The organism is Streptomyces sp. NPDC056347, from assembly GCF_042262625.1.
GTDB lineage: Bacteria > Actinomycetota > Actinomycetes > Streptomycetales > Streptomycetaceae > Streptomyces.
On record NZ_JBHJQP010000055.1, the window covers coordinates 20,834 to 43,445 of the forward strand.

Genomic DNA, 22,612 nt, shown 5'->3' on the forward strand with positions numbered 1-22,612 from the left:
ATCCGGACCCACTGGCCCCCGGCGCACCGCCAGGGCCCCGGGTGCGTGTCCGGCCCGGCGGCAGCGCACCAGGTTGCCGGGGTGGATCTCTTCCCGCGCTCCTGGACGGCCCCACGCACGGCGGTCGCGGGGCTCACCGACGAGTACTTCGCCCAGCCGTCCGGCGGCGCCGGACGGCTCGTACGGGACCTGGTGCGGCACCTGGCCGTAGACGCCCAGGACATCCTGATCATCCTCGCCGCCCCCGCCGGAACGGATCCGGTACGCGACGCGGTCGCGTACCGGGAGACCGCCGGGCTTCGCCGACCGGTGGACGATCCGCTGGACGCGCCGACCGTCCGTCCGGCCGCCGCTTACCAGGACCCCGGCCCGGTTGTCTCTCCTCCACTCCGACGACGCGGACGCGGCCCAAGGCTCGACCGGGCGTTCGTCGATAGGCCGGAGCGGGTGGCGTATTCGTGTGCGACGGTCGCCGCGTACTTCTGTCACCGCATCCGGTCGGCCGGACGCCGGTCTTCCGGCGGGGCGGGGTCCGGGCCGTGGAACCAGCCGGACAAATCCGTGGGCGGCCCGGCCGCCGTGCGTGGTACCTCTCTCTCCCATGAGCGATTCCCCGAACGATCTGATGACGGCACGGCTTGTACTGCACCCCATGAGCGCCGACGAGGCCGAGCGGGTGGTGGCGGGCGAGCCGGACAGCGCGACCCGATGGGCACCCGGCTATCCCTCCGAGGGCGATGCGCTGGCCGCCCGGCGATTCCTGGACGCCTGCGCCCGCACCGGTGATCCCGGGCCGTTCTGCAACTACGAGATACGTTGCCGCGAGGACGGGCGGACGATCGGCGGCCTGGGCTTCCACAGCCCTCCGGACGAATCCGGCGATGTCACGATCGGCTACGGCCTCGTCCCGTCGGCCCGGGGCAGGGGATACGCCTCCGAGGCGCTCCGCGTACTGCTGGAGTTCGCACGTGCGCACGGCGTCGCGCGGGTGAAGGGCGATGCCTACCTCGACAACGTCGCCTCGCATCGCGTCATGACGGCGGCGGGCATGCGACCGGCCGGACAGGACGAAGAGCTCCGGTACTTCGAGATCACCTGGACCGGCCCCGCGGTCGGTGCCGGCCCGCGGTCCTGACCGATCGTCCCGGAGGCCTCGGCCGGAGAAGCCGTCACGACCTGCGGAGGGAGCACCGACCCGGCATCGATCCGCTTCCATGTCGACGTGTCCGCCGCACACGCTGGTGACCGGGTGCCGTCCGACGAAGCGGGCGGGGGTTTCGGGAACAGCCGCGATGCCGAGCACGGCAGACGGGGCCGACCCGGTCGAGGAGCGACCGCATACCGGTGGTGATCGACACCTTCGCGTCCGGGACGGCGTCCTCGGCGACCAGGAGGAGATCGTTCAGGACGGCCGGGCCGGGACATCGGCCGGCGACGCCGTCGGCGATGATGCCGGTCGAGTCGGTGGTGACGACGCACCGTTGGCGCCAGGAGAGTGTCACCGGCGGTGCGCCTGGCCAGGACCTGTCCGGGGCGTTCTCAGCCGTAGCCGGTCGGGGGTCCACCCCTTCGCGTCCGGGCCGCCGGTGATCCCGGCCAGCTCGGTAGCTGCGGCCGGGTGGTCGCAGGCACCACCGAGCTGGAGCCTGATGCCGCGCACGACGTGCTCCTGGGTGGAGACGATCTCCTTCTCCTTCTCCTTCTCCGTCGCCGGGACCCGGCCGACGAGGAGGTCCGCCATGCTGCTTTGCCGAGGAAATCTCGGCGGGTACAGAGGAGTTCGTCGAGAACGGCTTCTTCGGGGGCGGGGCCCCCGGTGCGCGCACGGCGGTGCGGAACCACAGGGATGACCACTGCCTGCTCTTCCACCTTCCGCGGGGGAGTGGGAAGAAGTGGCCGGACGCCACGGCGGACGATCCGTGGGATTGGGAGGACCGGTGGACCCGATTGCCGCGGAAGCCGTACCGGGTCGGTACGTCGCGGCTCGCTGATCCCGTGCCCCGCCGCGTGGCACCGCGCTGCCGTCGCCCGCAGCACACACGAAGTCCGCGGCCCGGCCATCGTTTACGCAGAGCCGAAGGAGCAGGCCTGACCGCCCGCCCGGCGCACCTCCCACGCCTGCCACGTCGGACGCTGCGCCACCTGCACGATCCGGAACCCTCCCTGCGCGCCGAACGCCTCAACCGCGTAGCCGCCACCTCGGACGAGTAGGACCTGCCGCTGCGGGAGCACGCCCAGGCCGTAGCCAGCGCCCTGCTGACCCGTCAGGAGGCCCGACCGGGATACAAGGTCACAGGGACAACGGGACGGCATTGAAGCCTTGAGAGATCCGGCCCGTGACCCGTTCGGCCCGGCCTCGTTGGTGATGTTGCCGTCCGGGCCTGGGGCGGGTTGCGACTTCGATCGAGCGGACCGCGTATCCGCGGTTCAAGCGGCTGAAACACCGCGCACGGGCCGCATCCGTTCTTCTCACTGCCCCGTGATGGGCCGGAGCGGGCGGAAGGTGCCACGGACTGCGATGAGCAGCTGCCGGCCCCACTGCTGAGGCAATCGCCCCGTGCGGCGCTCGCGTGGACACCGTACTCCGTGACGGCCCGTCCCGTACGAACTGGAAGGACTGTGGAATGAAGTCACTACGCATCTCGCGATGCCTGGGAGTCGGCGCCGCGGCATTGGTCCTGGCTCTGGGCGCGACCTCCCCGACGGGCGCCACGTCGGCGCTCTCCGCCCCGCGGGCGGCCGACCCCTGCGGAAATCACACCCACCAGGTCCTGGACCAGCAGTACCGGTACTGGCGCAACTGCATCACGACCAGCGAGAAGATCAACATCGACAAGATCCTCTGGCCCGACGAGAAGATCTGTGTGGGGGCCGGCTCCGACACCGGGCTCGGCTTGACGACCAATGTCCGTGGAGCCTCCCGGGTCGGCGACTGCTGAGGCCGCGTCGGGTGCATGGATTCACGAGCAGGGTCGGACAGGAATCCCCCTGTCCGACCCTGCCGTTCATAACTGCACAGAAAGGAATCCCTCTCGCCGGGCACGATCGCGCCGTCGGCGCCGATATCGGCCGCCCCGCCCGAGGGCCACGACGCTCTCTGCGAAGCAGGCTCCGTCAAGTCGGCAACCACCTGGACGCACCGATCCGGGGGCGCCGCCCGCTGCGCCCAACCGTGCCACCTCGTACGAGCGCTCTACTGCTCCGCCCACGCCGGCATCCAGCCCGAGGCGTACGACCCGAAACCCGACGTCGACTTCACCCGGTTCCGCGACCATGACCTGCGCACCGAGGGCTTCGGCGCACCGGTCTGATCAGGTGGAGCCTGGCGACAGCTCGTCCGGGATGCCGGTCCTGGCATCGGTGACGAGCCGTGCGCCCCGGACACGCCGGAGCTGGGCGAGGACGGCGACAGGGGGCCATGAGCGGTCCCGGGCGCCGCTCCGGAACCCGTGCGCCGGTCAGCGCCGCCGGGCGGAGAGCGCTATCCCGACGGCGAGCTGAGCGGCGGCCGTGGCGAGCAGTGCCGTCATGGGCAGGGCCCAGCCGCCGGAGGCGCTGCGCAGCAGGCCGACGCCGAAGGGGCCGAGAGCGGCGACCAGGTAGCCCAGGGACTGGGACAGGCTGGACAGGGCGGTGGTCTCGGCGGCGCTGCTGCCGCTGTTGCCGATCACGGCCAGGACCAGGGGGAAGGAGCACAGTCCGAACCCGACCAGGACGGCCCAGGCGACGGGCAGGGCGACCGGGGCCAGGAGGAGTCCGGTGAATCCGGCGAGCATTGCCGCGGAGATCGCCACGAACGCGAGCCGCAGTCGGCCAGGCGCGCGGGCGAAGGCCAGCACCAGGAACGTGGCCGGTATCCCGACGGCCTGGGACACCGCGAGGACGCCGCCCGCGCCGCCGCCCGACATGCCTTGCTCGGACAGCATCGTGGGCAGCCAGCCGATGATCGCGTAGCAGTTCAGCGCCTGGAGCGCGAAGTACGCGGTCACCAGCGCCCCGAGCCGGGTGCGCGCCATCGCCCACGGTGACACGTACGTTCCGCGGGCGTCCGAGGAGGACGCCGTCCGAACCGCTGGGGCCCGGACGAACGACCACACCAGCGCGGCCAGCAGCGCGGGCACCGCCCACACGGCCAGCCCCAGAGAGGGTGAGCCGGCCCGGGCTGCGAGCGGTACGGCGACGGCGGCGCCGAGGGTCGAACCGAGTGCCATCACGGTCGTGTACACGCCGGTGAGGAGCACGATCCGGGCCGGGAAGTGGGCGCGCAGCAGGGTGGGCAGCAGGACGTTGCACAGGGCGAGGCCGGACATGCCCAGGACGGTTCCACCGAGCAGGGCCCAGGTCGTGGGCATGCCGCGCAGAGCGAGCCCGGCCGTGAGGACCGCGAGCGCGAGCAGCACGGTCCGCTCCGCGCCGAGGCGGCCGGCGATGCGACCGGTGAAGAATCCGGCGGCCGCGAAGCTCAGGGTCGGCAGAGCCGGCATAGTGGCGGCGGCCGCCGCACCGAATCCGAGGTCGGTCCGCAGGGCGTCGAGCAGCGCGGAGGCGCTGCTGATGCCGAGGCGGAGGTTCAGCGCGATGAGCACCACGCCGGCTCCGGCGAGCCAGGCGGCGCGGGTGCGGCCGAGGGGCCTGCCAGTGGTGAGGGTGGTCTCGGTCATACGGCAAACATAAGACGTCTAACGTTTGACGGTCAAATCGTCGGATGTAACATGAAGGCATGAGCCTGGACCCGGTGCGCCGCCCCACGCTGTCCGCCGCGGTGCTCGGCACGCTCCGCCGACAGATCACCGAAGGCGAGTGGCCCGTCGGCACCCGGATCCCGCCGGAGCCGGAGCTGATGCGTCAGCTCGGGGTCGCCCGGGGCACCGTCCGCGAGGCCGTCCGGGCCCTCGCCCACGCCGGTCTCCTGGAGGTCCGCCAGGGCGACGGCACCTACGTGCGGGCGGCCAGCGAACTCTCCGGTGCCGTCCAGCGGCTCTACAACGACCGAGCCTCCACCGAGCTCCTCGACGTCCGCGCCGCCCTCGAGGGCAAGGCCGCCCACCTCGCCGCCATCCACGCCACCGACGAAGACCTCGCTGCGCTGGCGGCCGCCCTGGAACGCCGTGCGGCCGCCTGGACCGCCCGGGACTTCGACGCCTGGATCCGTGCGGACTGGGAGTTCCACACCCGCGTCGCCGACGCCTCCGGCAACACGCTGCTCGCCGAGCTGTACCGCAATCTCACCGAACCACTGCGCGCCTCCATGTCCGCCTTCTGGGAGCGGCCCGGGTTCGACGGCGCCGACCCCGCAGGACACGAAGACCTCCTGGCCGCCCTGCGCGGCAAGAACGCCGTCGAAGCGACCCGCCAGGCCGACGCCAACATCGACGCCACCGCCCAATGGCACCTCTCCAAGGCGTGAAGCACGACCGGGCGTTGATGACGCCAGGCGGTGCGTGCGGCCTGGCGGCAAACGATGGCACCCCGCCACCGACCGCATCGCACGCGTCGACTCCCGTTCGCAGCCCATGGGTTCACCCGAAGCTCCGGTCTCCAGGCGCCGCACGCACGCCAGGAGCGTGGCAGTACGCCGCGTGACCTTCAGCCGTTTCGGCGTCGGCGCCTTCGGGGCCGGCCCGTACCGGGCCGACCGAGTCATCCGCGCGGCCGGGCCCCGGCCGACGTCACCGGCTCTGTTCCTCTGCCTGCCGCAGGGTGACCCGCACCGCACGTCGCTCCCGCGGGGAGGGGGTCGCCGGCCGGCAGCCGTTCCGCGATCGCGCCTGTTGCGAAGGCCCCGTGCCGCCGCCCGTCCAGTCGCCCGGTACGCCTGCTCGGAGACATGCGAACTGCGGGTCTCCCGTCGGGACCGGCCGGTCGAGCGGGGCGGGCTGCTTCTGCCTTCCAGAACATGCGTGTTCTGCGGCATCCCGACAGAAGCGAAGTCGCCCGCCGCCCTCCATTACCGTTGGTGCAGCCGCCGTTGGCGCCCATGGTCGTCCGGGGGCGTTCACCCGTCGGCCTTCTTCGAGCCGGTGGCCTGCGGCCAGTGCCGGAAACCTATTGACCGCCGCGAGGACGGCTGGACCGGGCGGCTGGTGCTCGCGCAGGTGCTGCCGACTGCCCCGCGGTCGGCCCGAGCGGCCGAAGAATACCCAAGGCGATCTCGGAAACCCTCGTTCTCGTCTCCACAGGCAGCCCTTGCACCACACCACCGGGAGGAATCAGTGTCATCCCCGCGACCGCTCACCCCCGAGGAGAAACTCGCCGACGCGAAGCAGCGGCTGGGTCTCCCGCGCATCGTCGTTATCTGCGGCTCCACCCGTTTCATGACCGAGATGGCCGAGGCCGATCTGCGGGAGACCAAAGACGGAAGGATCGTCGTCAAGCCGGGCTGTGACATGAAGTCGCCGCACGCGCTTTGGTCCGATCCTGTCGAGGCCGAGGCACTGAAGGTCCGACTTGACGATCTGCACCGAGCGAAGATCCGGCTCGCTGACGAGGTGCTCGTTGTCGGCGACTACATCGGAGACAGCACCCGAGCCGAGATCGCCTACGCCCGGTCGCTGGACAAGCCGGTGCGGTTCACGCACCCCGAAGTCGACCCCGGCGCCTGACCGCCCGCCCTCGCACTCTCCGCGGAATCCCGTGGAGTCCATCCTCAAGCAGCCGAGCGGCCGATCGCGCGGTGTCGGCGTACACCGCTGTCTGCTCAGGCCGGTACCGCCGTCGAGGTGCTCGGCTGCTTGGGCGGGTCTTGAGGAGCCCGGCGACATCAGGAGGCGATCTGGGCGGCGACGGGGAACACTTCGCCGGTGATGCGTACCGCCGGCCGCAATGGCATCGACCCCGACGTCGGTCGGACGTCCTCTCCGGCCGGCGCGCTTGACTCGTTCCGTTCGCCTGCGCCTACCCGGGCACTTCGTCGCCTGCTCCGACATGCGGGCGTTCATCACCGATGGCAATCGACCTCTACTTCGAACGTGTCGGCTCAGCAGAGCAACAACCCGCAACGGTCGCCCTTGTCCGGCGCAGATGCCCAAGTGGTCAGCCTCTACTCACATCAAGCAGCTTCGGTCAACCTTCCCTGGCAATAGGTCAGCACTCCCTGTCGCAGATCGGCCGTGCTCGGTCAGAGGGTTGTCGGACGACTGGTTCCGATATATCGTTGACGCATCGCGACAGATCAAGGGTGAGAGGAGTGCGGTGATGCGTTCGCACGGATACGAGCACGAATTCGGGTATGGCCGTGGGCGCGGGCCCTGCGGCCCCGGTCATCCGGGGAGTGGGGACTTCGAGGGGCGACGGGCGGCCTTCGGTCCGTTCGGTCCGCCGTTCGGTGGCGGACCCTTCGGTGGTGGGCGTGGCCGGGGCGGCGGCAGGGGGAGGGCGCGGCGCGGTGATGTGCGCGCCTCGATCCTGGCGCTGCTGAAGGACCGGCCGATGCACGGCTACGAGATGATCCAGGAGATCGGTGAGCGCAGCGGAGGGGCCTGGCGGCCCAGTCCCGGTTCCGTTTACCCGACCCTCCAGATGCTCGAGGACGAGGGGCTGATCGTCAGCGCGAGCGAGGGCGGCAAGAAGCTGTTCACGCTGACCGACAGCGGTCGCACCGAGGCGGAATCGGGGTCCGAGGCGCCGTGGGAGGAAGCCGGGCGCGGCATCGACTGGGAGAGCGCCAACGAGATCCGGCAGGCGGGTTTCGGTCTGATGGAGGCGTTCGGCCAGGTTTGGAGGACCGGTTCGGCCGATCAGCGCCAGAAGGCCCTCGCGGTCGTCGGCGAAGCCCGGAAGAAGATGTATCTGATCCTCGCCGACGAGGGCTGAGCCCGTGGGCGTGTACGGTCCGGGGCCTCGCGGCTGTGCCGCGAGGCCCTTTCCCGTGGGCGGGGCGTGGTCAGGCAGTGACGAGCCCGTCCAGTTTGCGCAGTGATTCGACGAGCGCGGCCGTCGCCGAGTCCTTGAGCTTGCCCGCCATCAGTGAGACCGCGGCCCCGGTGAACTCGCCGTCGATGCGGACCGTGGTGGCCTCCCCGTCGGGGGTGAGTGAATACCGCATGGCCAGGTTGACGCCCATCGGCCCCTTGCCCTTGGTGGTCAGCAATCGGGCGGTCTCCAGCTCCGCCACCGTCCAGGTCACCTCGGCGGGGAAGCCCATCAGTTTCATGTTCTCCTCGTAGGTGGCCGCGAGCTCCAGTGCTGCCGGGCCGCCCTTGGGGAAGCTGGTGTGGGTGGCGTTCCATCGGCCGTACGCGGTGAAGTCCGTCAGTTGGGCCCACACCTTCTCGGCCGGCGCCTCGATGCGTGCCTCTGCGCTGACTTCGGCCATGCGACCACCCCTTCTCGGCGGGTTCCGGTGTTGCGGAACGTAGCCGCAGTGACCGGAACATTCAATACTGATGAACTGTCAGGTCGATTGGGTCGGAGCCGTCCGCGTTCGCGTGCCAGATCAGCGCGTCGTCGAACCGGTCGAACGCACGCGGGTGCGGGCCGTCGTCGTGGCAGTGGAACGCGGACCAGAAGAGATCGGCGCGCAGTGCGTCGGCCGGTGCGTGGACCCGGTACACGTACTCCCGTCCGTCCAGCGCGGGCAGAGCGACCAACCAGGGCAAGACCGCGCTCCCCCTTCCGGCTGGTGCGTCGAGTACGGCTTGTGGGACGTAAGGGCAAGGATTCCGGTTGCCCGGGGAGCGCGTGGCAAGGCGGCGCGCGCCGTTTTTCCCGATCGGGTCAGGAATGGGCGGGATCTCATCCGCAAGGAGGAGAAGTCGTGCGGGTGTGCCCAACTTGCGTGGGATGACTGGATGGGTCCCGCCGGGGATGTGCCGCCGCCGCAGGACTGATGGGGTAGGAAGCGTGCGATATCGGATGCCGTGGATTCCCCAGCAGCCCGTTTTGAACCATGCCGGGCCCGACACCGGACTCACTGTGGAACTGGCCGCCGTGGTGACGGGTGCCCGCAGGCGTGCGTTGCGCGACGGTGACCGGCAGATCGATACGGCGCATCTGCTGCACTCCCTGATCGAATCGGACCCGGAGGTCCGGGCGGCCTTCGAGGGCGGCTCCCAGCTCGCCCGGGTGCTCGGCTACCTCGTCCAGCGCAGTATCGGGTACGGACTCCGCTGGCAGGGGTCGGTGGAGGACTCCGGAGCGCTCCCGGTCGTCTCGCGCAACGACCTCGCGGTGCGGGATTTTGGAGTGGAGGGCTGGTCGCCCTCGGCCGCCGCGGCGATGTCCGGAGCGCTCGGCCGGGCGGCGGAGCGCGGGGACGTACGGGCCGGAGGGCTCGACCTGCTCGCGGCGCTGGCCGTGGACCGCGAGTGCCGGGCCGTCGAAGTGCTGTCACGGGCCGGCGTCGACGCGGACGAGCTGGCTGCCCGGGTCGCTGATGTGCGCGACCGGGGAGTGCCGGAGGCGAGGGGCTGACCGTCCGGCGTCTGTGCCGTACGGGCCGCGGAAGGCCGTCGGACGGAAGGCCGGGGCTTTCGGGAACGGCGGAGCGGAGCCGTCCGGTTCGCTGCGACAGGTCAGGGGTGACCGGGGTGACGCTGCTGACCGCAGCTGTCATGATGGGCCGATGCACGCGTCTCAGGGGAGAAGCGCCAGCCTGGGACTAGCCCTGGCCTCGGCGTTCGCATTCGGCGGTTCGGGGGTGGCGGCCAAGCCGCTGATCGAGGCGGGGCTCGATCCGCTCCATGTGGTGTGGCTGCGGGTGGCCGGTGCGGCGCTGGTCATGCTGCCGGTGGCCTGGCGTCATCGGGACCTGGTGCGCAGCCGGCCGGTTCTGCTGCTCGGCTTCGGGCTGCTCGCCGTCGCGGGTGTGCAGGCCCTCTACTTCGCCGCGCTCTCGCGTGTCCCCGTCGGCGTCGCCCTGCTGGTCGAGTACCTGGCACCCGCGCTCGTGCTCGGCTGGGTCCGGTTCGTGCAGCGCAGGCCGGTGACCCGGCGCGCCGCGGCCGGTGTGGTGGTCGCGGTCGGCGGGCTGACGTGTGTGGTCGAGGTCTGGTCCGGGCTGAGCTTCGACGTGGTGGGGCTGCTGTTCGCGCTCGGTGCCGCCTGCTGCCAGGTCGGCTACTTCGTCCTGTCGGACCAGGGGAGCGCGGACCGGGCGGAGGGCGAGGAACCACCGCACCCGGTGGGCGTCATCGCCTACGGGCTGCTGATCGGCGCGGTGGTGCTCACCGTGATCGCCCGGCCCTGGGGAATGGACTGGCCGGTGCTGGCCGGTGCCGCGGGCATGGACGGGCGGGACGTTCCGGCCTGGCTGCTGCTCGTCTGGATCGTGCTGCTGGCCACCGTGATCGCGTACGTCACCGGGGTGATCTCGGTGCGGCTGCTGTCACCGGCGGTGGCGGGCGTGGTCGCGTGCCTGGAGGCGGTCATCGCCACCGTGCTCGCCTGGGTGATGCTCGGCGAGCACCTGTCGGCTCCCCAGCTTCTCGGTGGCGCCATGGTGCTGCTCGGCGCCTTCATCGCCCAGTCGTCGACACCGCGGGCGCCCTCGGGCCCCGTCGCGTCGAACGCCGGTGGCGGCCCCGAGGTCCGTACCGAGGGGGAGCTGCCCGCGGGGCGCCCGTGACGTGATGCCCTCTGCACGGCCCTGCCGCCCGCCGCCCGGTGTTCCCCGGGTGGCGGGCGGTCGTCGTCGACCGGTCAGAGCGCGGTGATGTAGTCCGGAACCGCGATCGCGGGGTCGAGATCCTCCGAGGGGAGCGGCGCCGTGTATCCGCGGGCCAGCGGGACGACGCCGGCCCAGTGGGGGAGTGCGAGGTCGCGGGCCTCGTCGTTGGGGCCGCCCGTACGGATCTTGGCGGACACCTCCCGCAGGTCCAGGCGGATCACCGCCGTCGCGGCCAGCTCCTTCTCGTCGGCGGGCCGCGAATCGGCGGAGCGGCCGGGCACCACATGGTCGACGATGGCGTCGAGGGCGATGCGCCGCTCCTCCGGGTCGGTCACCGTCCGTGCGATGCCGTGGACGACCACGGAGCGGTAGTTGATCGAGTGGTGGAAGGCGGAGCGGGCCAGCACCAGGCCGTCGACGTGTGTCACCGTCAGGCACACGGGAAGTCCGGGGTCGGTCCGGCCCGTCTCGCGCAGTGGCCGCGAGCCCGTCGAGCCGTGGACGTAGAGCCGGTCGCCCACCCGGCCGAAGAGCGTCGGCAGGACGACGGGCGCGCCGTCGCGGACGAAGCCGAGATGACAGACGTACGCCTCGTCGAGTATCGCGTGCACCACCTCGTGGTCGTATGCCGCGCGCTCGCGGGCGCGGGTCGGGACCGTACGCTCGGTCGGCTCGTACGTGGTCGTCCTCGGATCGGTGGGCTGCGGTGAACCGGTCTCCGGCATTGCGTACTCCATTGCACTAGTGCATAATGTTGTTTGTGCTAGGAGAATATCGGATTGTGGGGCGGCGCGCATCGGAAATCGCCGCCAGCGTGGAGAGCGGGGTCGGGGCCGGTGAGCTCGAGCCCGGTCAAGTGCTGCCTCCGATGCGGGAGTTGGCCGAGCAGCTGGGCGTGAATCCGAACACCGTGGCGGCCGCCTATCGCATCCTGCGGGAGCGCGGGGTGATCGAGACGGCCGGGCGCCGGGGCAGCCGGGTGCGGTCCCGCCCCGCGAGCACGGCGCGCGATGCGCTCTGGGCCGAGGCGCCCGAGGGGGTGCGGGACCTGGGTGCCGGCAACCCCGACCCGGCCCTGCTGCCCGGCCTGGCTGAGGTGTTCGCCGCGGTCGCGGCGGAGTACGACCGGGCGCCCACGATGTACGGGCAGCCGCCCATGGACCCGGAGTTCGCCGCGCTCGCCCGCGCCGCGCTGGACGCCGACGGTGTGGCGGCCGGCCCGGTGGCCGTGACCTCCGGGGCGCTGGACGCGATCGAGCGCGTGCTGGCCGCCCACCTCAGGCCCGGTGACGCGGTGGCGGTCGAGGATCCCGGATGGGGCAGCATGCTGGATCTCGTCCCGGCGCTGGGGCTGCGCCCGGTGCCGGTCGCGGTGGACGACGAGGGGCCGGTGCCGGATGCCGTCGAGCAGGCCCTGCGCGCCGGTGCCCGTGCGCTCGTGGTCACCGGCCGCGCGCAGAATCCGACCGGTGCGGCGATCGGTGCCGGCCGCGCCGTCGAGCTGCGGGCCGTCCTCGCCGGCCACCGGGGCGTCCTGCTCATCGAGGACGACCACGGACACGGCATCGTGGACCTGCCGCTCCATCCGCTGTCCGGTGCCACCGACCGCTGGGCCTTCGTGCGGTCGGTGGCCAAGGCGTACGGGCCCGACCTGCGGGTCGCCCTGCTGACCGGCGACCCGGTCACGCTGGACCGGGTCGCGGGGCGGCAGCGGCTCGGCCCGGGCTGGGTCAGCCGACTGCTCCAGCGGACCGTGGTGCATCTGTGGCGGTCGGGCGCCGTCGATCCGGCCGAGGTGGCGAGGGCGTACGCGATACGGCGCGACGGCCTGGTGCACGCGCTGGTGGAGCGGGGCGTCCCGGCCCACGGGCGCAGTGGGATGAACGTCTGGGTGCCGGTCGCCGACGAGACCGGTGTGGTGGCGCGGCTCATGCACTCGGGCTGGGCCGTGGCGCCGGGCGCGCGGTTCCGGATGACCGCGGCCCAGGGTGTGCGGCTCACGGTCTCCCCGCTCACCGAGGCCGACATCGGGCCGCTCGCGGACGCGGTGGCGGCGGCGGTGGGGCCGGTGAGACCGCTGACCTACGGGTGATTTCCGGCGCCGGATCCCTTTCCGCCCCCGGAGCGCCCGGCGGAGCGGCGCCGGGACCGGGACCGGGGGCCGCTCTGGGTGAGTGCGGCCCCCGCCAGGACCACCAGGGCGCCCACCGGTGTGTTCCAGCTCAGCCGTTCGCCGAGCACGAACACCCCGGCGGCGGTCGCGATCACCGGGATGAAGTAGGTGACCATCTGCGCGGTCGTGGGCCCGACCTCGGACACCAGCCCGTACTGGACCAGAACCGCGAACCCGGTCCCGAGCGCCCCGAGGGCCACCACCGCCAGGGTCGGGAGCAGCGGGAAGTGCGTGGGGGCCGAGGTGAACAGCGGTGTCACCAGAGCGAGTTGCACGGTGCCCAGCAGTAGCTGACTGCCGGTGAGCGACAGCGTCGACGAGCCGCTGCCCGCCAGCATCCTGCGGACGTAGATCCAGCCGACCGGATAGCTGAGAGAGGCGAGCAGCGCCATGGCCGTACCCCCGAGATCCAGCCCGGAGAAGCCCTGCCAGGCGCCGAGTACGGTCAGTACCCCGAGGAAGCCGAGCCCGAGTCCGGCGACCCGGCGCCGGGTCGGCCGGTCCTCGGAGAGCGCGACGAGTGACAGCGCCATGCCCCACAGCGGTGAGGTGGCGTTGCAGATACCGGCCAGTGTCGAGGGGACGGTCAGCTCGGCGTAGGCGAAGAGCGAGAACGGCAACGCGTTGAGGAAGAACGCGGCCACGGCCAGATGCGCCCAGGTGTGGGCGCCCCGCGGCGGCCGCTCGCGGCGGACCAGCATCGCGACGGCCAGCACCGCCGTCCCGAACACCAGACGGCCGAGGGTGACCTGGAACGGGGCGTATCCCTCGGTGCCGACCTTGATCAGGAGGAAGCTGAAGCCCCAGATCAGCGAGAGCGCCCCGAACCGGATCCGCCAGTCCAGGGCCCGGGACGAGGGCGAGGGCGATGAGGGCGAGGAAGGGGAAGCGGAGGGGGCGGGGGAGGGGGAAGGCGGTGGAGGCGCGGATGCGGCGGAGGTGCGGGCGGACGGCCGGGCGGGGGACGCGGTCTCGGGTCTGGCGACGCTCATGGGCTCAACGATGACGAGCGCAACCAAGTAGGACAAGCGAGAGTTTGTGAGCAGCTCTGCGTAGCATTGCTTACATGTTGAACCTGGAGCGGCTACGCACCCTGGACGCGCTGGCCCGGCACGGCTCGGTGAGCGGCGCGGCCACCGGGCTGCATGTGACCACGTCGGCGGTCTCCCAGCAGATGGCCAAGCTGGAGCGGGAGGTGGGCCAGCGGCTGCTGGCCAGGAACGGCCGAGGAGTCCGGCTCACCGATGCCGGACGGCTGCTCGCCGACCATGCGGCCCGCATCCTCTCCCAGGTCGAGCTGGCGCAGTCGGACATCGAGGCACAGCGCGGCGAGGTGGTGGGCGAGATCCGGCTCTCCGCCTTCCCGACCGCGGCGCGCGGGCTCTTCCCCGCGGTGCTCGGCGCGCTGCGCCGGGACCACCCCGAACTGCGGGTGCACACCAGGGAACTGGAGCCCGAGGACGGAATCCGTGCGGTGATCAGAGGCGACATCGACCTCGCGGTGGTGCTCGACTGGAGCAACAAACGGCTGCCGGTCCCGGGCGGGCTGGCCAGGGTCGAGCTTCTGGAGGACGCGCCGGACATCGCGATGCCGGCCGGCCACCGGCTCGCCGGCCGGGACGAGGTCGATCTGGAGGACTTCGCGGAAGACGACTGGGTGTCCTGGCCCGAGGGGGAGTTCTGCTACGACTGGCTGATGTTCACCCTCCGTTCCAAGGGCATCGAGCCGCGCATTTCGCACCTGGCGGGTGAGCACCACACCCAGCTCGCCCTGATCGCCGCCGGGGTGGGAGTCTGCGTGGCGCCACGGCTCGGCCGCGGGCCAGTACCGGACGGGGTGCGGCTCGTGCCGGTACGGCAACGGATGCGTCGCCATGTGCACGCCGTCTGGCGCACCGACGCGGACCGGCGCCCGTCGGTCAGAGCGGCGGTGGCGGCCCTGTGCCTGGCCGGGCGGGAGGCGCAGTCCCCGTAGCCGTCGCCCGGCCCCGGGCGAATCGCTGCTAGATCTTCCGGAAGTCCCAGGAGGTGATGGCCTGCGGAGTCAGGCGCAGCCAGGCGTGACGGCCGTCGTGCGGCATCGCGTCCATGCCGAAGTACTTCGCCGCGAACAGCGCTTCCGGCGCGTCGAGTTCGGGGCATGGCTCGCCGGTGCGTGGGGCTTCGCCGACCGGGACGGCCTCCCCGGAGAGCTCGATGCCGCGCAGCTCCCCGTACTCGACCCCGTCGTCCACGACCACCGCGATCCGCGGATCGCGCCCCAGCTGGGACCAGCGCAGGCTGCGGGTGATCGAGTACAGCCAGAGCGACCGGCCGTCCCAGGCGAACCAGAGCGCGCCGATGTGCGGGCGTCCGTCCTCGGCCACCGTGGCCACCCGGCAGGTGCGCTGATCGGCGAGGTACGCGTCGCGCTCCGCGTCCGTCATCATGATCCGGCGGCCCCGGCGCTGAATGGTGGCCATGCTGTCCCCTCCCGATGTCTGACTATGTGTCAGAGAGCATGTGGCCTCTTCCTTCATCACGCAATGGCGGATAGCCTCGCGCGCCCCGTCCGCCGTGGAGAAGGGGCAGTCGTGCCGCCGAAGAACCATCTCGTCGAACAGCTCGATCCGGACACCACCGCCCTGCTGACGGTCGAGTGCCAGCAGGGGGTGGTGGGCCCCGGGAGCGCGCTGCCCGAACTGGCCGATCAGGCCAGGTCGTCCGGGGCGCTGGACCGGGTGGCCCTGCTCGTCGCGGCCGCCCATCGGGCGGGCGTCCAGGTACTGCACGCCGTGGCCGAGCGGCGCCCCGACGGGCGGGGCGCCAACAGCAACGCCCGGCTGTTCCGGGCCGCCGGGCGCCTGCCGGTGCAACAGCACCGCGGCACCGAGGCGGTACGGGTCGCGGCCCCGATCGAAGTGGCCGCCGAGGACCTGATCGTGCGCAGACTGCACGGCCTCTCGCCGCTCGCCGGCACGGACGTGGACGCGCTGCTGCGCAACCTCGGCTGCCGGACCCTGGTCGTCACCGGGGTCTCGGCGAACATCGCCGTCCCCAACGCCGTGTTCGACGCGGTGAACCTCGGTTACGCCGCGGTGGTGCCGTCCGACGCCATCGCGGGCGTCCCGGCCGAGTACACCCCGGCGATGATCCGCAACACCCTCGCCCTCGTCGCCACGATCACCCGTACCGACGACGTACTGGCCTGCTGGCAGGAGCGCCCGGTCAGGGAGTGAGCGCGATCGAGCCGCCCGCGACCGTGATCCGCTTGGCCGGCAACGGCCTGGTCGCCGGGCCGTGCACCACGGCACCGGTCGCCGCGTTGAACTTGCTGCCGTGGCAGGGGCAGTCGATGGTGCCGTCCGCGACGCGCGAGACCGTGCATCCCTGATGGGTGCAGGTGGACGAGAACGCCTTGAACTCGCCGGCCTTCGGCTGGGTCACCACGACATGCCGGTCGGCGAAGATCTTGCCACCGCCCTCGGGAATCTCGGCCGTGTCCGCCAGTACGGTGCCACCGCCGGTGGTGGCGGTGGGGGTGGCGGCGGTGGTGTGCGCGGACGGTTCGGCGGTACTGGAACCACTCGACTCCTTCGAGTTTCCGCAGGCGGCGAGTACGGCCGCCACCGAGGCGGTCCCGGCCGCGACGACGACGGTCCGGCGCCCCGGGTCGACCCCGTGACTGCGCGATGTGTTCATGCTGGCTCGTCCTTCCGTGGTGCTTCCGGCATTCCGGCTTCCCGCATCGGGTCATCGGCAGAAGCGCGCGCGGGCATGAGCGGCGAGGCGCGCTGTCAGTGCCGTCTGCGAGGCTGAACGGCATGACACTGAGGAGTTTCGGCGCACTCGAACGGGCCATTCGCGACAGCTGGGGCGCGGACACCACGACCCCGGCCCATCGCCCGCACTGGACACCGGACAACCCCGCACGGGACCAGTGCGGAGTCACCGCGCTCGTCGTGCACGACCTGCTGGGCGGCGACCTGATGCGCGGCGAGGTGCGGGTGAACGGCGAGCGGGTGGACTACCACTGGTGGAACCGGCTGGGCATGGGTGTCGAAGTCGACCTCACCCGCGAACAGTTCGCCCCGGAGGAGGCCGTCGTAGGCGGCGAGGTGATCGTCCGGCCCGCGGAGATCGTCCGGCTCCGTGAGGAGTACGAGCTGCTCCGCGGCAGAGTCGAGGCGGCCCTGCGCTCCCACGACGCACCCGCCCTCGCGCCTCCGGCGTCGAGCCCTCCGGCCTGATCAATGGTTGAGCCGTGCATGACGTATCTGGCCGGGTGTCCGGCACCGGACGAGTCGTGGTGCCGTTCCCGCACGTGGTGTCGTCCAGGAGCGTGAGGCGTCCCCGGGGCGGGGACGGCCGAGGGCGGAGAGGCGGACGCCGGGAGCACGAGCCGGCTGCCTCCTGCCGTATCCCGACGGCGTCCGGGCCCGGGACGCCGGTCACCGCCCCCGGTGTGGCCGGTCGGCGGGCTACAGCTGTCGCAGGTGGTCGCGGAGGCGCCGGGCCACCTGGGACATGAGAGCCTCGGCTCCAGGCTGGGTGCTCGCCGGGACGAGGGATTCCGTGAGCACGGCGATGGCGAAGGTCTGGCCGTCGGCGTGTTCCACGACACCGATCTCGTGCCGGAGGTTGAGGAGGGTGCCCGTCTTCGAGGACCAGATGCTGGCGTCGGAGCTGAAGTCCGGGGCGAGCCGGTGCCGGTGGATGTTGTGTCCCATGAGGCCGCGGACCCGCTCGGCCACCTCCGGGTGGACCGCCGAGGGCACCCACAGGGCCTGCAGCAGGTCGACGAAGGAGCGGGCGCTGCCGGTGTTGGCGCGGGTGGTGTCGAGCTGCGGCACGCGGTGCCCGCGGCCGCTGGTGCCGGCGTCGATGGCCAGAGTGTGGGCGAGGTGTGTCCGCGCGGCGCCGAGGTGTTCGACGGGGGTGTCGGTCAGCTCGCCCATGGTGTGCCGGACGGTGATCCCGTCCAGGCCGAACTCCTGCAGCATCGTGGTGACTCGGGACGGTGGGGTCAGGCCGAAGAGCGCGTCGGCGGCGGCGCTGTCGCTCAGACAGGTGCTCAGGTAGAGCAGGTCGTCGATCGCTATGCGGGCGGGGTGGCGGAAACGGCTCAGTCCGGTCGGGCCGGGTGTGGTGATCCGGCCGGGGAGGACGTCGAGCACGGTTGCCCCGTCGAGCTCGCCCCGGTGGATGCGCTCCGCGGTCGCCAGTGCCAGCGGGACCTTGACCAGGGAGGCCGAGGGCAACTGCGTGTCCGGATCGATGCCCAGCTCGTCGCCGGTGCTCAGGTCACGGACGAGCAGGAAGCCGCGCAGGCCGCCGTCGTCGAGCCGGCGGCGCAGGTCGCGCAGCAGAGGCTCGATATTCATGTCGTGGGGCCCTTCTCGCTGCTGCCGGTGCGTCCGGTGCTCGGCAGGGTTTGCGTGGTGGCTGTCCGGGTGGTGGCGCCGAGGTATCGGGCGATGGCGTCGTCCAGGTGTGCCCGGATGTGCCGGGGATTGCCCTCCGCGGCTGCCGCGAGGGCGAACCCGCGGCTGAGGGCGAGCTCTCCGACGGGGCGCCAGTACAGGCCGAATTCCCGGGCCTGGTCCGGGGAGCACAACAGCAGGTCCGGTGTCCCGAGAACCTCCGCCACGGCGGTCGTCAGATCGGCCGCGACGGCGAGCTGTGCGGGGCGCAGGCCCAGCACGTCCCGCAGTCGCGTCAGCGGGTCGCGCACGTGCGGCACGTCGTCCTCGGGCTGGAGCCACACGCGGCGGGCCGGATCGGGGGAACCCCGCCCGAGGCGCAGTGTCTCCAGGTACAAGCGCTTCACCCCGGGATCCCGGACACCGGCCAGGCCGAGGGGGACCGACCACGTCGCCCGGTCCGCCGTCACGGCCAGCAGGGCGGCACGTACCTGCTGGCTGCGCACGAGTTCGGCGCGCTGCGCGGGCGCGGCGACGCGGACGTCGAGGACAAGACCGCGGTCCCGCGCCTCGGCCACCAGACGGGCGAGGGCGACGGTGGAACAGATGCCGGGCACCGCGAGCCGCAACGGCTTGCTCCTGGCGGTCCGTGCCTCGTGCAGCAGGGCGTCGGCCGCCTGGACGAGCTGCCGGGCCACCGGAAGCATGTCCCGGCCGAACGGGGTGAGGACAGCGGCTCGTCGCGAGGTTCGCTCGAACAGCTGCTCACCGAAGCGTTCCTCGAGCGCGGCGATGCGGCGGCTGGCCACCGGCTGCGACATCCGGGCCGCGGCCGCACCGACGGTGAAGCCGCCGCGCTCGCCGACACTGACGAACGCGCGACACGCCCCCACGAGGTCCACGCGCACATCCTAGGCAGGTTCCATGTCGAAACCGCATGGAACTGCTCACAAGCACATTGGACCGCATGACCGCGCGGTGGTCAGAGTGTTCCCACACCCGTCACAACCCACCGGGAGGGAGCCGCACGCCGCTCTCTCCCCGACAGCCCTGCCCCGCGCGGGGCACCCGGAGGTCCGGACCCATGCGACACACACGTTCCCGCCGCGCCGCTCTCGGTGCGCTCGCCGCCCTTCTCGCGTTCGCCCCGCTGGCGGCCTGCGGTCCGGGTACCGGAGACCGGGCCGCTTCCTCGTCCTCCTCGCCGTCGGCGACCGCTTCGGCGGCGACGGGGCGGGGCGCCGCCGTGAAGCCGTACGCGGACCGGCTCAAGGCGCTGGAGCGCGAGTTCGACGCGCGGCTGGGCGTGTACGCCGTCGACACCGGCACCGGACGGGAAGTGGCGTTCCGGGACGGCGAGCGATTCGCCTACAACTCCACGTTCAAGGCCCTGCAGGCCGGTGCCGTGCTGCGCAAGTACTCCCTCGACGGGATGAACGAAGTGATCAAGTACTCGCGGGACGACCTGATCTCCAATTCGCCCGTGACCGAGAAGCACGTCGAGACGGGGATGACGCTGGCCCAACTGTGCGACGCCGCCGTCCGCTTCAGTGACAACGCGGCGTCCAACCTGCTGTTCGACGTGCTCGGCGGGCCCGCCGGCCTCAACTCCGTACTCAGGTCCATCGGGGACGACGTCACGCGGATGGACCGCCGCGAGACCGAGCTGAGCCGATGGGTGCCCGGTGAGCGGCGGGACACGACGACGCCCCGGGCCATCGCCGAGGACCTGCGCGCGTTCGTCCTCGGCGACGTCCTCGCGAAGCGGGAGCGGGCGCAGCTCACGAAGTGGCTGGAGGACAACACCACCGGCGACGCACTGATCAGGGCCGGGGTGCCCAAGGGCTGGAAGGTCGGCGACAAGACCGGGCTCGGCACCTACTACGGCGCCCGCAACGACATCGCCGTCGTGTGGCCGCCGGACTCCGCCCCCGTCGTCATGGCCATCCTCTCCCACCGCGACAGCAAGGACGCCCCCGCCGACGACAAGCTGATCGCGCAGGCGGCGTCCGTGGTCGGCGCGGCCCTGTCGTGACGCGACGCCATCGCCTCCGGGCGCGGGGACGGCCGGTCAGGCCCCGAGTGCGCCGCTCGCCAGGCCGAGCTGCTGTTCCGCCGTGCGGACCGCCATGCGCGTGACCGCCGCGGGGCGTTCCACGGCCGAGGTGTTGGCATGCGCGCCGAGACCGTCGATGACGACCAGGATCTGAATGGTCGTCACATACGGGTCGGCGGTGCGGAACTCGCCGTCCTCGACCCCGTCACGGATCAGCTTCTCCAGCCGGCCGCGCCACAGGGCCTCCTGCCGGTCGACCCGGGCGCGCAGCACGGGGCGGTAGCGGCTCAGGTGCCGGGCGTTGATCCACAGCCGGCTGACGTCGTCGTACGCGGGCCCCGTCGCGAGCGTGAAGAAGCGTGTCAGCCGGGACGTCGGGCTCTCCCCCGCGGGCTCCGCGGGCAGCAGCGTGTCCAGTTCGCCGCCGGCCGCCGTACCGAAGGCCTCGGCGACGAGCTCCTCGACCGCGGGGAAGTAGTGGCCGATGAGACCGGGACGGACGCCCAGTTCCTCGGCGATCCGCCGCAGCGTGATGCACTCCAGCCCCTCGGTCAGGGCGATGGCCGACGCCGCTTCGACGATTTCCGCACGCCGGTCCGACGGGGATTTGCGGGTTCGCTTCTGCTGCACGCTCGATGCCATGACCGCAACAGTAATCGGTGGGACACACCCCTTCGAAACCGCCGCCGGTACTGCCGGTCGACGCGGGGTGACCGACCCTACGGTCGATTCCTGCACACAAGTACCGAACGCAAGTACCGACGCCATGGAGGACAGGTATGAACAACAACATCCGTACGGCCGCCGCGGCCGCCGCTCTCGTCGCCGGTCTCGTCACGGCCACCGGCACCAGCGGCGCGGCCGCCGCCGAGCGGCCGGAGCGGATCACCAGCCAGGAACAGCTGGCCCGGTCCATCGCCCTGGCGGTCGCGGCCGAGCAGGAGCGCGGTCCGGTCACCGGCGGGGTCATCGGCGGCATGGTGGCCGACTCGACGTCGGACGTCCGCGGCCTCTGCTGACGAGAAGGAGGTGAGCACCGTGGACAGCACTGCGGACCGCGCCCCCGACGGGAGCGAAGAACCCCTCAGGTGGTGTCCGAGCGGTGATGCCCGCCGCCCGGAGACCGTTGTCCTCGGCGTACGTTCCGGGGAACACGATCAGGTTGTCTACCTGGCAGAACCCGTACCCGCCGCCGATGTTCTCGGTAGCATTCCGGAGGGGATCGCCCCCAACCGGGTGCTCCGGTTCGCCTCGCACTGCGTGTCGGACTGTGCGAACCGGGTCGGCGAGGCCTGCGGGCTGATCGAACGGATCAGGACCGTGCCGGCCCAGCCCGATCCAACCGCTGTACCACGGTGCCATCTCCGCCCGCACTGCAAGTGGTGGAACCAGGCCGGTGTCGAGGCCTGCCACCGCTGTCCCGCCCTCACGACACTGGAGCCCCGCGACAACGAACTCGCCGTTCTCGTCGCGGACCCGGCGACCACCCGGGAACAACTGGAGAGCTGGATCGCCGCCGAGCGCTGAGCGGAGAAAGACCCAAGCCGTCCGGTCACGTACCGGACGAGAGCACGAGAGAAGGGATGTCGTGGACAACTGGATACGGTGCTTCCACCCGGCCCCCGAAGCCGGGGCGCAGCTGGTGTGTTTTCCGCACGCGGGCGGTTCGGCCAGCGGCTACCACGCGCTGTCGGCCGCGCTCGCGGGGTCGGCGGAAGGACTGGTCGTTCAGTACCCGGGGCGGCACGACCGCATCGCCGAGCCGTTCGCCGAACGGCTCGGCGACGTCGTGGACGCGGTCCTGCCCTCGATCCCGGTGACCGGGGACCGGCCGCTGTTCCTGTTCGGGCACAGCATGGGCGCCCTGCTGGCGTACGAGACGGCGCGCCGGCTCGCGGCCGAGGGGCGCGAGCCCGCGGCCCTGTTCGTCTCGGGCAGCGAGGCGCCTTCGCGGCCCCGGCGCGTACGGCTGCCGGACTCGCCCACCGACGAGGACCTGGTCGGGGAGATGCGGCTGCTGTCCGGAACGGACGACGAGCTGCTGACGCATCCGGAGATCCTCCAGCTGGCGCTGCCTCCGATGCGTGCCGACTACGCCATGCTCTCCGCCCGCGTCCATGTGCCCGGGCCGCCGCTGCGCTGCCCGGTCACCGTGCTGACCGGTGACAACGACCCCCGGGTCACCCTGGAGGGCGCACAGGCGTGGGAGCAGGAGACCGAGGGGGCCTTCGAGCGGCATGTGCTGCCCGGCGGCCACTTCTTCCTGAACGACCATCTGCCGTACGTCGCGGAGCTGATCACCGCGCAGGTGCCCGGCCGGACGGTGCCCACCGGCGCCTGACACCCCGCACCGTACGACGGGCTCGGCCCCGACC

27 protein-coding genes are annotated in these 22,612 nt (G+C 71.9%); 16 read left to right on the forward strand and 11 right to left on the reverse strand.

Translation table 11 applies throughout. The features are described 5' to 3' along the window. The first annotated feature begins 81 nt into the window (after positions 1 to 81). On the forward strand, positions 82 to 786 hold the full coding sequence (locus ACFCV8_RS15285) for a maleylpyruvate isomerase N-terminal domain-containing protein (protein WP_376685810.1): 705 nt from the start codon (positions 82 to 84) through the stop codon (positions 784 to 786). Beyond that, a complete protein-coding gene (locus ACFCV8_RS15290) occupies positions 680 to 1,135 on the forward strand; it encodes a GNAT family N-acetyltransferase (RefSeq protein WP_376685835.1) in 456 nt (151 codons plus the stop codon). The genes ACFCV8_RS15285 and ACFCV8_RS15290 overlap by 107 nt, the downstream gene beginning before the upstream one ends. Positions 1,136 to 1,498: 363 nt before the next feature. On the opposite strand, the gene ACFCV8_RS15295 is transcribed toward ACFCV8_RS15290, so the two are convergent. Then, on the reverse strand, positions 1,499 to 1,741 hold the full coding sequence (locus ACFCV8_RS15295) for a hypothetical protein (RefSeq protein ID WP_376685811.1): 243 nt from the start codon (positions 1,739 to 1,741) through the stop codon (positions 1,499 to 1,501). Positions 1,742 to 2,624: 883 nt separating this feature from the next. Here ACFCV8_RS15295 and ACFCV8_RS15300 point away from each other — a divergent pair. Continuing rightward, the gene (locus ACFCV8_RS15300; RefSeq protein WP_376685812.1) at positions 2,625 to 2,939 is read left to right on the forward strand and encodes a hypothetical protein; all 315 of its coding nucleotides are present in this window, start codon (positions 2,625 to 2,627) and stop codon (positions 2,937 to 2,939) included. A gap of 519 nt (positions 2,940 to 3,458) precedes the next feature. Here the strand turns inward: ACFCV8_RS15300 and ACFCV8_RS15305 are convergent. After that, complete coding sequence (locus tag ACFCV8_RS15305; RefSeq protein WP_376685813.1) at positions 3,459 to 4,661, reverse strand: MFS transporter; 1,203 nt, start codon at positions 4,659 to 4,661, stop codon at positions 3,459 to 3,461. Between the two features lie 59 nt (positions 4,662 to 4,720). Between ACFCV8_RS15305 and ACFCV8_RS15310 the strand changes: the two genes are divergently transcribed. The 3 genes from ACFCV8_RS15310 to ACFCV8_RS15320 all read left to right on the forward strand — a co-directional run bounded on the left by ACFCV8_RS15310 (position 4,721) and on the right by ACFCV8_RS15320 (position 7,812). After that, the gene (locus tag ACFCV8_RS15310) at positions 4,721 to 5,407 is read left to right on the forward strand and encodes a FadR/GntR family transcriptional regulator (protein ID WP_376685814.1); all 687 of its coding nucleotides are present in this window, start codon (positions 4,721 to 4,723) and stop codon (positions 5,405 to 5,407) included. 805 nt (positions 5,408 to 6,212) lie between these two features. After that, a complete protein-coding gene (locus tag ACFCV8_RS15315) occupies positions 6,213 to 6,602 on the forward strand; it encodes a hypothetical protein (protein ID WP_376685815.1) in 390 nt (129 codons plus the stop codon). Positions 6,603 to 7,194: 592 nt separating this feature from the next. Continuing rightward, positions 7,195 to 7,812 carry a PadR family transcriptional regulator gene (locus ACFCV8_RS15320; protein ID WP_376685836.1) on the forward strand — a complete coding sequence of 206 codons (618 nt, stop codon included), beginning with the start codon at positions 7,195 to 7,197 and terminating at the stop codon, positions 7,810 to 7,812. Between the two features lie 70 nt (positions 7,813 to 7,882). Here the strand turns inward: ACFCV8_RS15320 and ACFCV8_RS15325 are convergent, their stop codons facing one another. Together ACFCV8_RS15325 and ACFCV8_RS15330 are read right to left on the reverse strand one after the other, a co-directional pair. Then, the gene (locus tag ACFCV8_RS15325; RefSeq protein WP_376685816.1) at positions 7,883 to 8,314 is read right to left on the reverse strand and encodes an SRPBCC family protein; all 432 of its coding nucleotides are present in this window, start codon (positions 8,312 to 8,314) and stop codon (positions 7,883 to 7,885) included. Between the two features lie 61 nt (positions 8,315 to 8,375). Then, positions 8,376 to 8,597: a hypothetical protein gene (locus ACFCV8_RS15330; RefSeq protein ID WP_376685817.1), complete on the reverse strand. Its 222-nt coding sequence runs from the start codon at positions 8,595 to 8,597 to the stop codon at positions 8,376 to 8,378. Between the two features lie 208 nt (positions 8,598 to 8,805). On the opposite strand from ACFCV8_RS15330, the gene ACFCV8_RS15335 reads away from it, so the two are divergent. Together ACFCV8_RS15335 and ACFCV8_RS15340 are read left to right on the forward strand one after the other, a co-directional pair. Next, entirely contained in the window at positions 8,806 to 9,411 is a 606-nt protein-coding gene (locus tag ACFCV8_RS15335; RefSeq protein ID WP_376685837.1) for a Clp protease N-terminal domain-containing protein, read from the forward strand. A 151-nt stretch (positions 9,412 to 9,562) separates the two neighbouring features. Next, positions 9,563 to 10,564: a DMT family transporter gene (locus tag ACFCV8_RS15340; RefSeq protein WP_376685818.1), complete on the forward strand. Its 1,002-nt coding sequence runs from the start codon at positions 9,563 to 9,565 to the stop codon at positions 10,562 to 10,564. Positions 10,565 to 10,638: 74 nt separating this feature from the next. Here ACFCV8_RS15340 and ACFCV8_RS15345 read toward each other — a convergent pair whose 3' ends face one another. Next, positions 10,639 to 11,331: a pyridoxamine 5'-phosphate oxidase family protein gene (locus tag ACFCV8_RS15345; protein ID WP_376685838.1), complete on the reverse strand. Its 693-nt coding sequence runs from the start codon at positions 11,329 to 11,331 to the stop codon at positions 10,639 to 10,641. Between the two features lie 35 nt (positions 11,332 to 11,366). Here ACFCV8_RS15345 and ACFCV8_RS15350 point away from each other — a divergent pair, with 35 nt between their 5' ends. Then, on the forward strand, positions 11,367 to 12,698 hold the full coding sequence (locus ACFCV8_RS15350; RefSeq protein WP_376685819.1) for an aminotransferase class I/II-fold pyridoxal phosphate-dependent enzyme: 1,332 nt from the start codon (positions 11,367 to 11,369) through the stop codon (positions 12,696 to 12,698). Here the strand turns inward: ACFCV8_RS15350 and ACFCV8_RS15355 are convergent. Beyond that, positions 12,689 to 13,771, reverse strand: coding sequence for a DMT family transporter (locus ACFCV8_RS15355; protein ID WP_376685820.1), 1,083 nt, complete (start codon positions 13,769 to 13,771; stop codon positions 12,689 to 12,691). The two genes, ACFCV8_RS15350 and ACFCV8_RS15355, sit on opposite strands and share 10 nt — an antisense overlap. 74 nt (positions 13,772 to 13,845) lie before the next feature. On the opposite strand from ACFCV8_RS15355, the gene ACFCV8_RS15360 reads away from it, so the two are divergent. After that, complete coding sequence (locus ACFCV8_RS15360; protein WP_376685821.1) at positions 13,846 to 14,754, forward strand: LysR family transcriptional regulator; 909 nt, start codon at positions 13,846 to 13,848, stop codon at positions 14,752 to 14,754. Positions 14,755 to 14,782: 28 nt separating this feature from the next. Here the strand turns inward: ACFCV8_RS15360 and ACFCV8_RS15365 are convergent, their stop codons facing one another. Continuing rightward, positions 14,783 to 15,241, reverse strand: coding sequence for a pyridoxamine 5'-phosphate oxidase family protein (locus ACFCV8_RS15365; protein WP_376685822.1), 459 nt, complete (start codon positions 15,239 to 15,241; stop codon positions 14,783 to 14,785). Between the two features lie 111 nt (positions 15,242 to 15,352). Between ACFCV8_RS15365 and ACFCV8_RS15370 the strand changes: the two genes are divergently transcribed. Beyond that, entirely contained in the window at positions 15,353 to 15,997 is a 645-nt protein-coding gene (locus ACFCV8_RS15370) for a cysteine hydrolase (protein ID WP_376685823.1), read from the forward strand. Here the strand turns inward: ACFCV8_RS15370 and ACFCV8_RS15375 are convergent. Continuing rightward, the gene (locus tag ACFCV8_RS15375) at positions 15,987 to 16,460 is read right to left on the reverse strand and encodes a Rieske 2Fe-2S domain-containing protein (RefSeq protein WP_376685824.1); all 474 of its coding nucleotides are present in this window, start codon (positions 16,458 to 16,460) and stop codon (positions 15,987 to 15,989) included. The two genes, ACFCV8_RS15370 and ACFCV8_RS15375, sit on opposite strands and share 11 nt — an antisense overlap. Before the next feature lie 122 nt (positions 16,461 to 16,582). Between ACFCV8_RS15375 and ACFCV8_RS15380 the strand changes: the two genes are divergently transcribed. Next, the gene (locus ACFCV8_RS15380) at positions 16,583 to 17,008 is read left to right on the forward strand and encodes a hypothetical protein (protein WP_376685825.1); all 426 of its coding nucleotides are present in this window, start codon (positions 16,583 to 16,585) and stop codon (positions 17,006 to 17,008) included. Positions 17,009 to 17,239: 231 nt separating this feature from the next. Here the strand turns inward: ACFCV8_RS15380 and ACFCV8_RS15385 are convergent, their stop codons facing one another. Both ACFCV8_RS15385 and ACFCV8_RS15390 read right to left on the reverse strand, forming a co-directional pair. Next, on the reverse strand, positions 17,240 to 18,142 hold the full coding sequence (locus tag ACFCV8_RS15385; RefSeq protein ID WP_376685826.1) for a serine hydrolase: 903 nt from the start codon (positions 18,140 to 18,142) through the stop codon (positions 17,240 to 17,242). Further along, a complete protein-coding gene (locus ACFCV8_RS15390; RefSeq protein ID WP_376685827.1) occupies positions 18,139 to 19,083 on the reverse strand; it encodes a LysR family transcriptional regulator in 945 nt (314 codons plus the stop codon). Before ACFCV8_RS15390 ends, ACFCV8_RS15385 begins: the two co-directional genes overlap by 4 nt. Before the next feature lie 182 nt (positions 19,084 to 19,265). On the opposite strand from ACFCV8_RS15390, the gene bla reads away from it, so the two are divergent. Continuing rightward, positions 19,266 to 20,216, forward strand: coding sequence for a class A beta-lactamase (bla, locus tag ACFCV8_RS15395; RefSeq protein WP_376685828.1), 951 nt, complete (start codon positions 19,266 to 19,268; stop codon positions 20,214 to 20,216). A 36-nt stretch (positions 20,217 to 20,252) separates the two neighbouring features. Here bla and ACFCV8_RS15400 read toward each other — a convergent pair whose 3' ends face one another. After that, on the reverse strand, positions 20,253 to 20,879 hold the full coding sequence (locus tag ACFCV8_RS15400; protein ID WP_376685829.1) for a TetR/AcrR family transcriptional regulator: 627 nt from the start codon (positions 20,877 to 20,879) through the stop codon (positions 20,253 to 20,255). Between the two features lie 137 nt (positions 20,880 to 21,016). On the opposite strand from ACFCV8_RS15400, the gene ACFCV8_RS15405 reads away from it, so the two are divergent. From ACFCV8_RS15405 to ACFCV8_RS15415, 3 genes are all read left to right on the forward strand, one after another. Next, complete coding sequence (locus tag ACFCV8_RS15405) at positions 21,017 to 21,256, forward strand: hypothetical protein (protein WP_376685830.1); 240 nt, start codon at positions 21,017 to 21,019, stop codon at positions 21,254 to 21,256. A gap of 241 nt (positions 21,257 to 21,497) precedes the next feature. Further along, the gene (locus ACFCV8_RS15410; RefSeq protein ID WP_376685831.1) at positions 21,498 to 21,764 is read left to right on the forward strand and encodes a hypothetical protein; all 267 of its coding nucleotides are present in this window, start codon (positions 21,498 to 21,500) and stop codon (positions 21,762 to 21,764) included. A 61-nt stretch (positions 21,765 to 21,825) separates the two neighbouring features. After that, the gene (locus ACFCV8_RS15415; RefSeq protein WP_376685832.1) at positions 21,826 to 22,578 is read left to right on the forward strand and encodes a thioesterase II family protein; all 753 of its coding nucleotides are present in this window, start codon (positions 21,826 to 21,828) and stop codon (positions 22,576 to 22,578) included. The last annotated feature ends 34 nt before the right edge of the window (positions 22,579 to 22,612 follow it).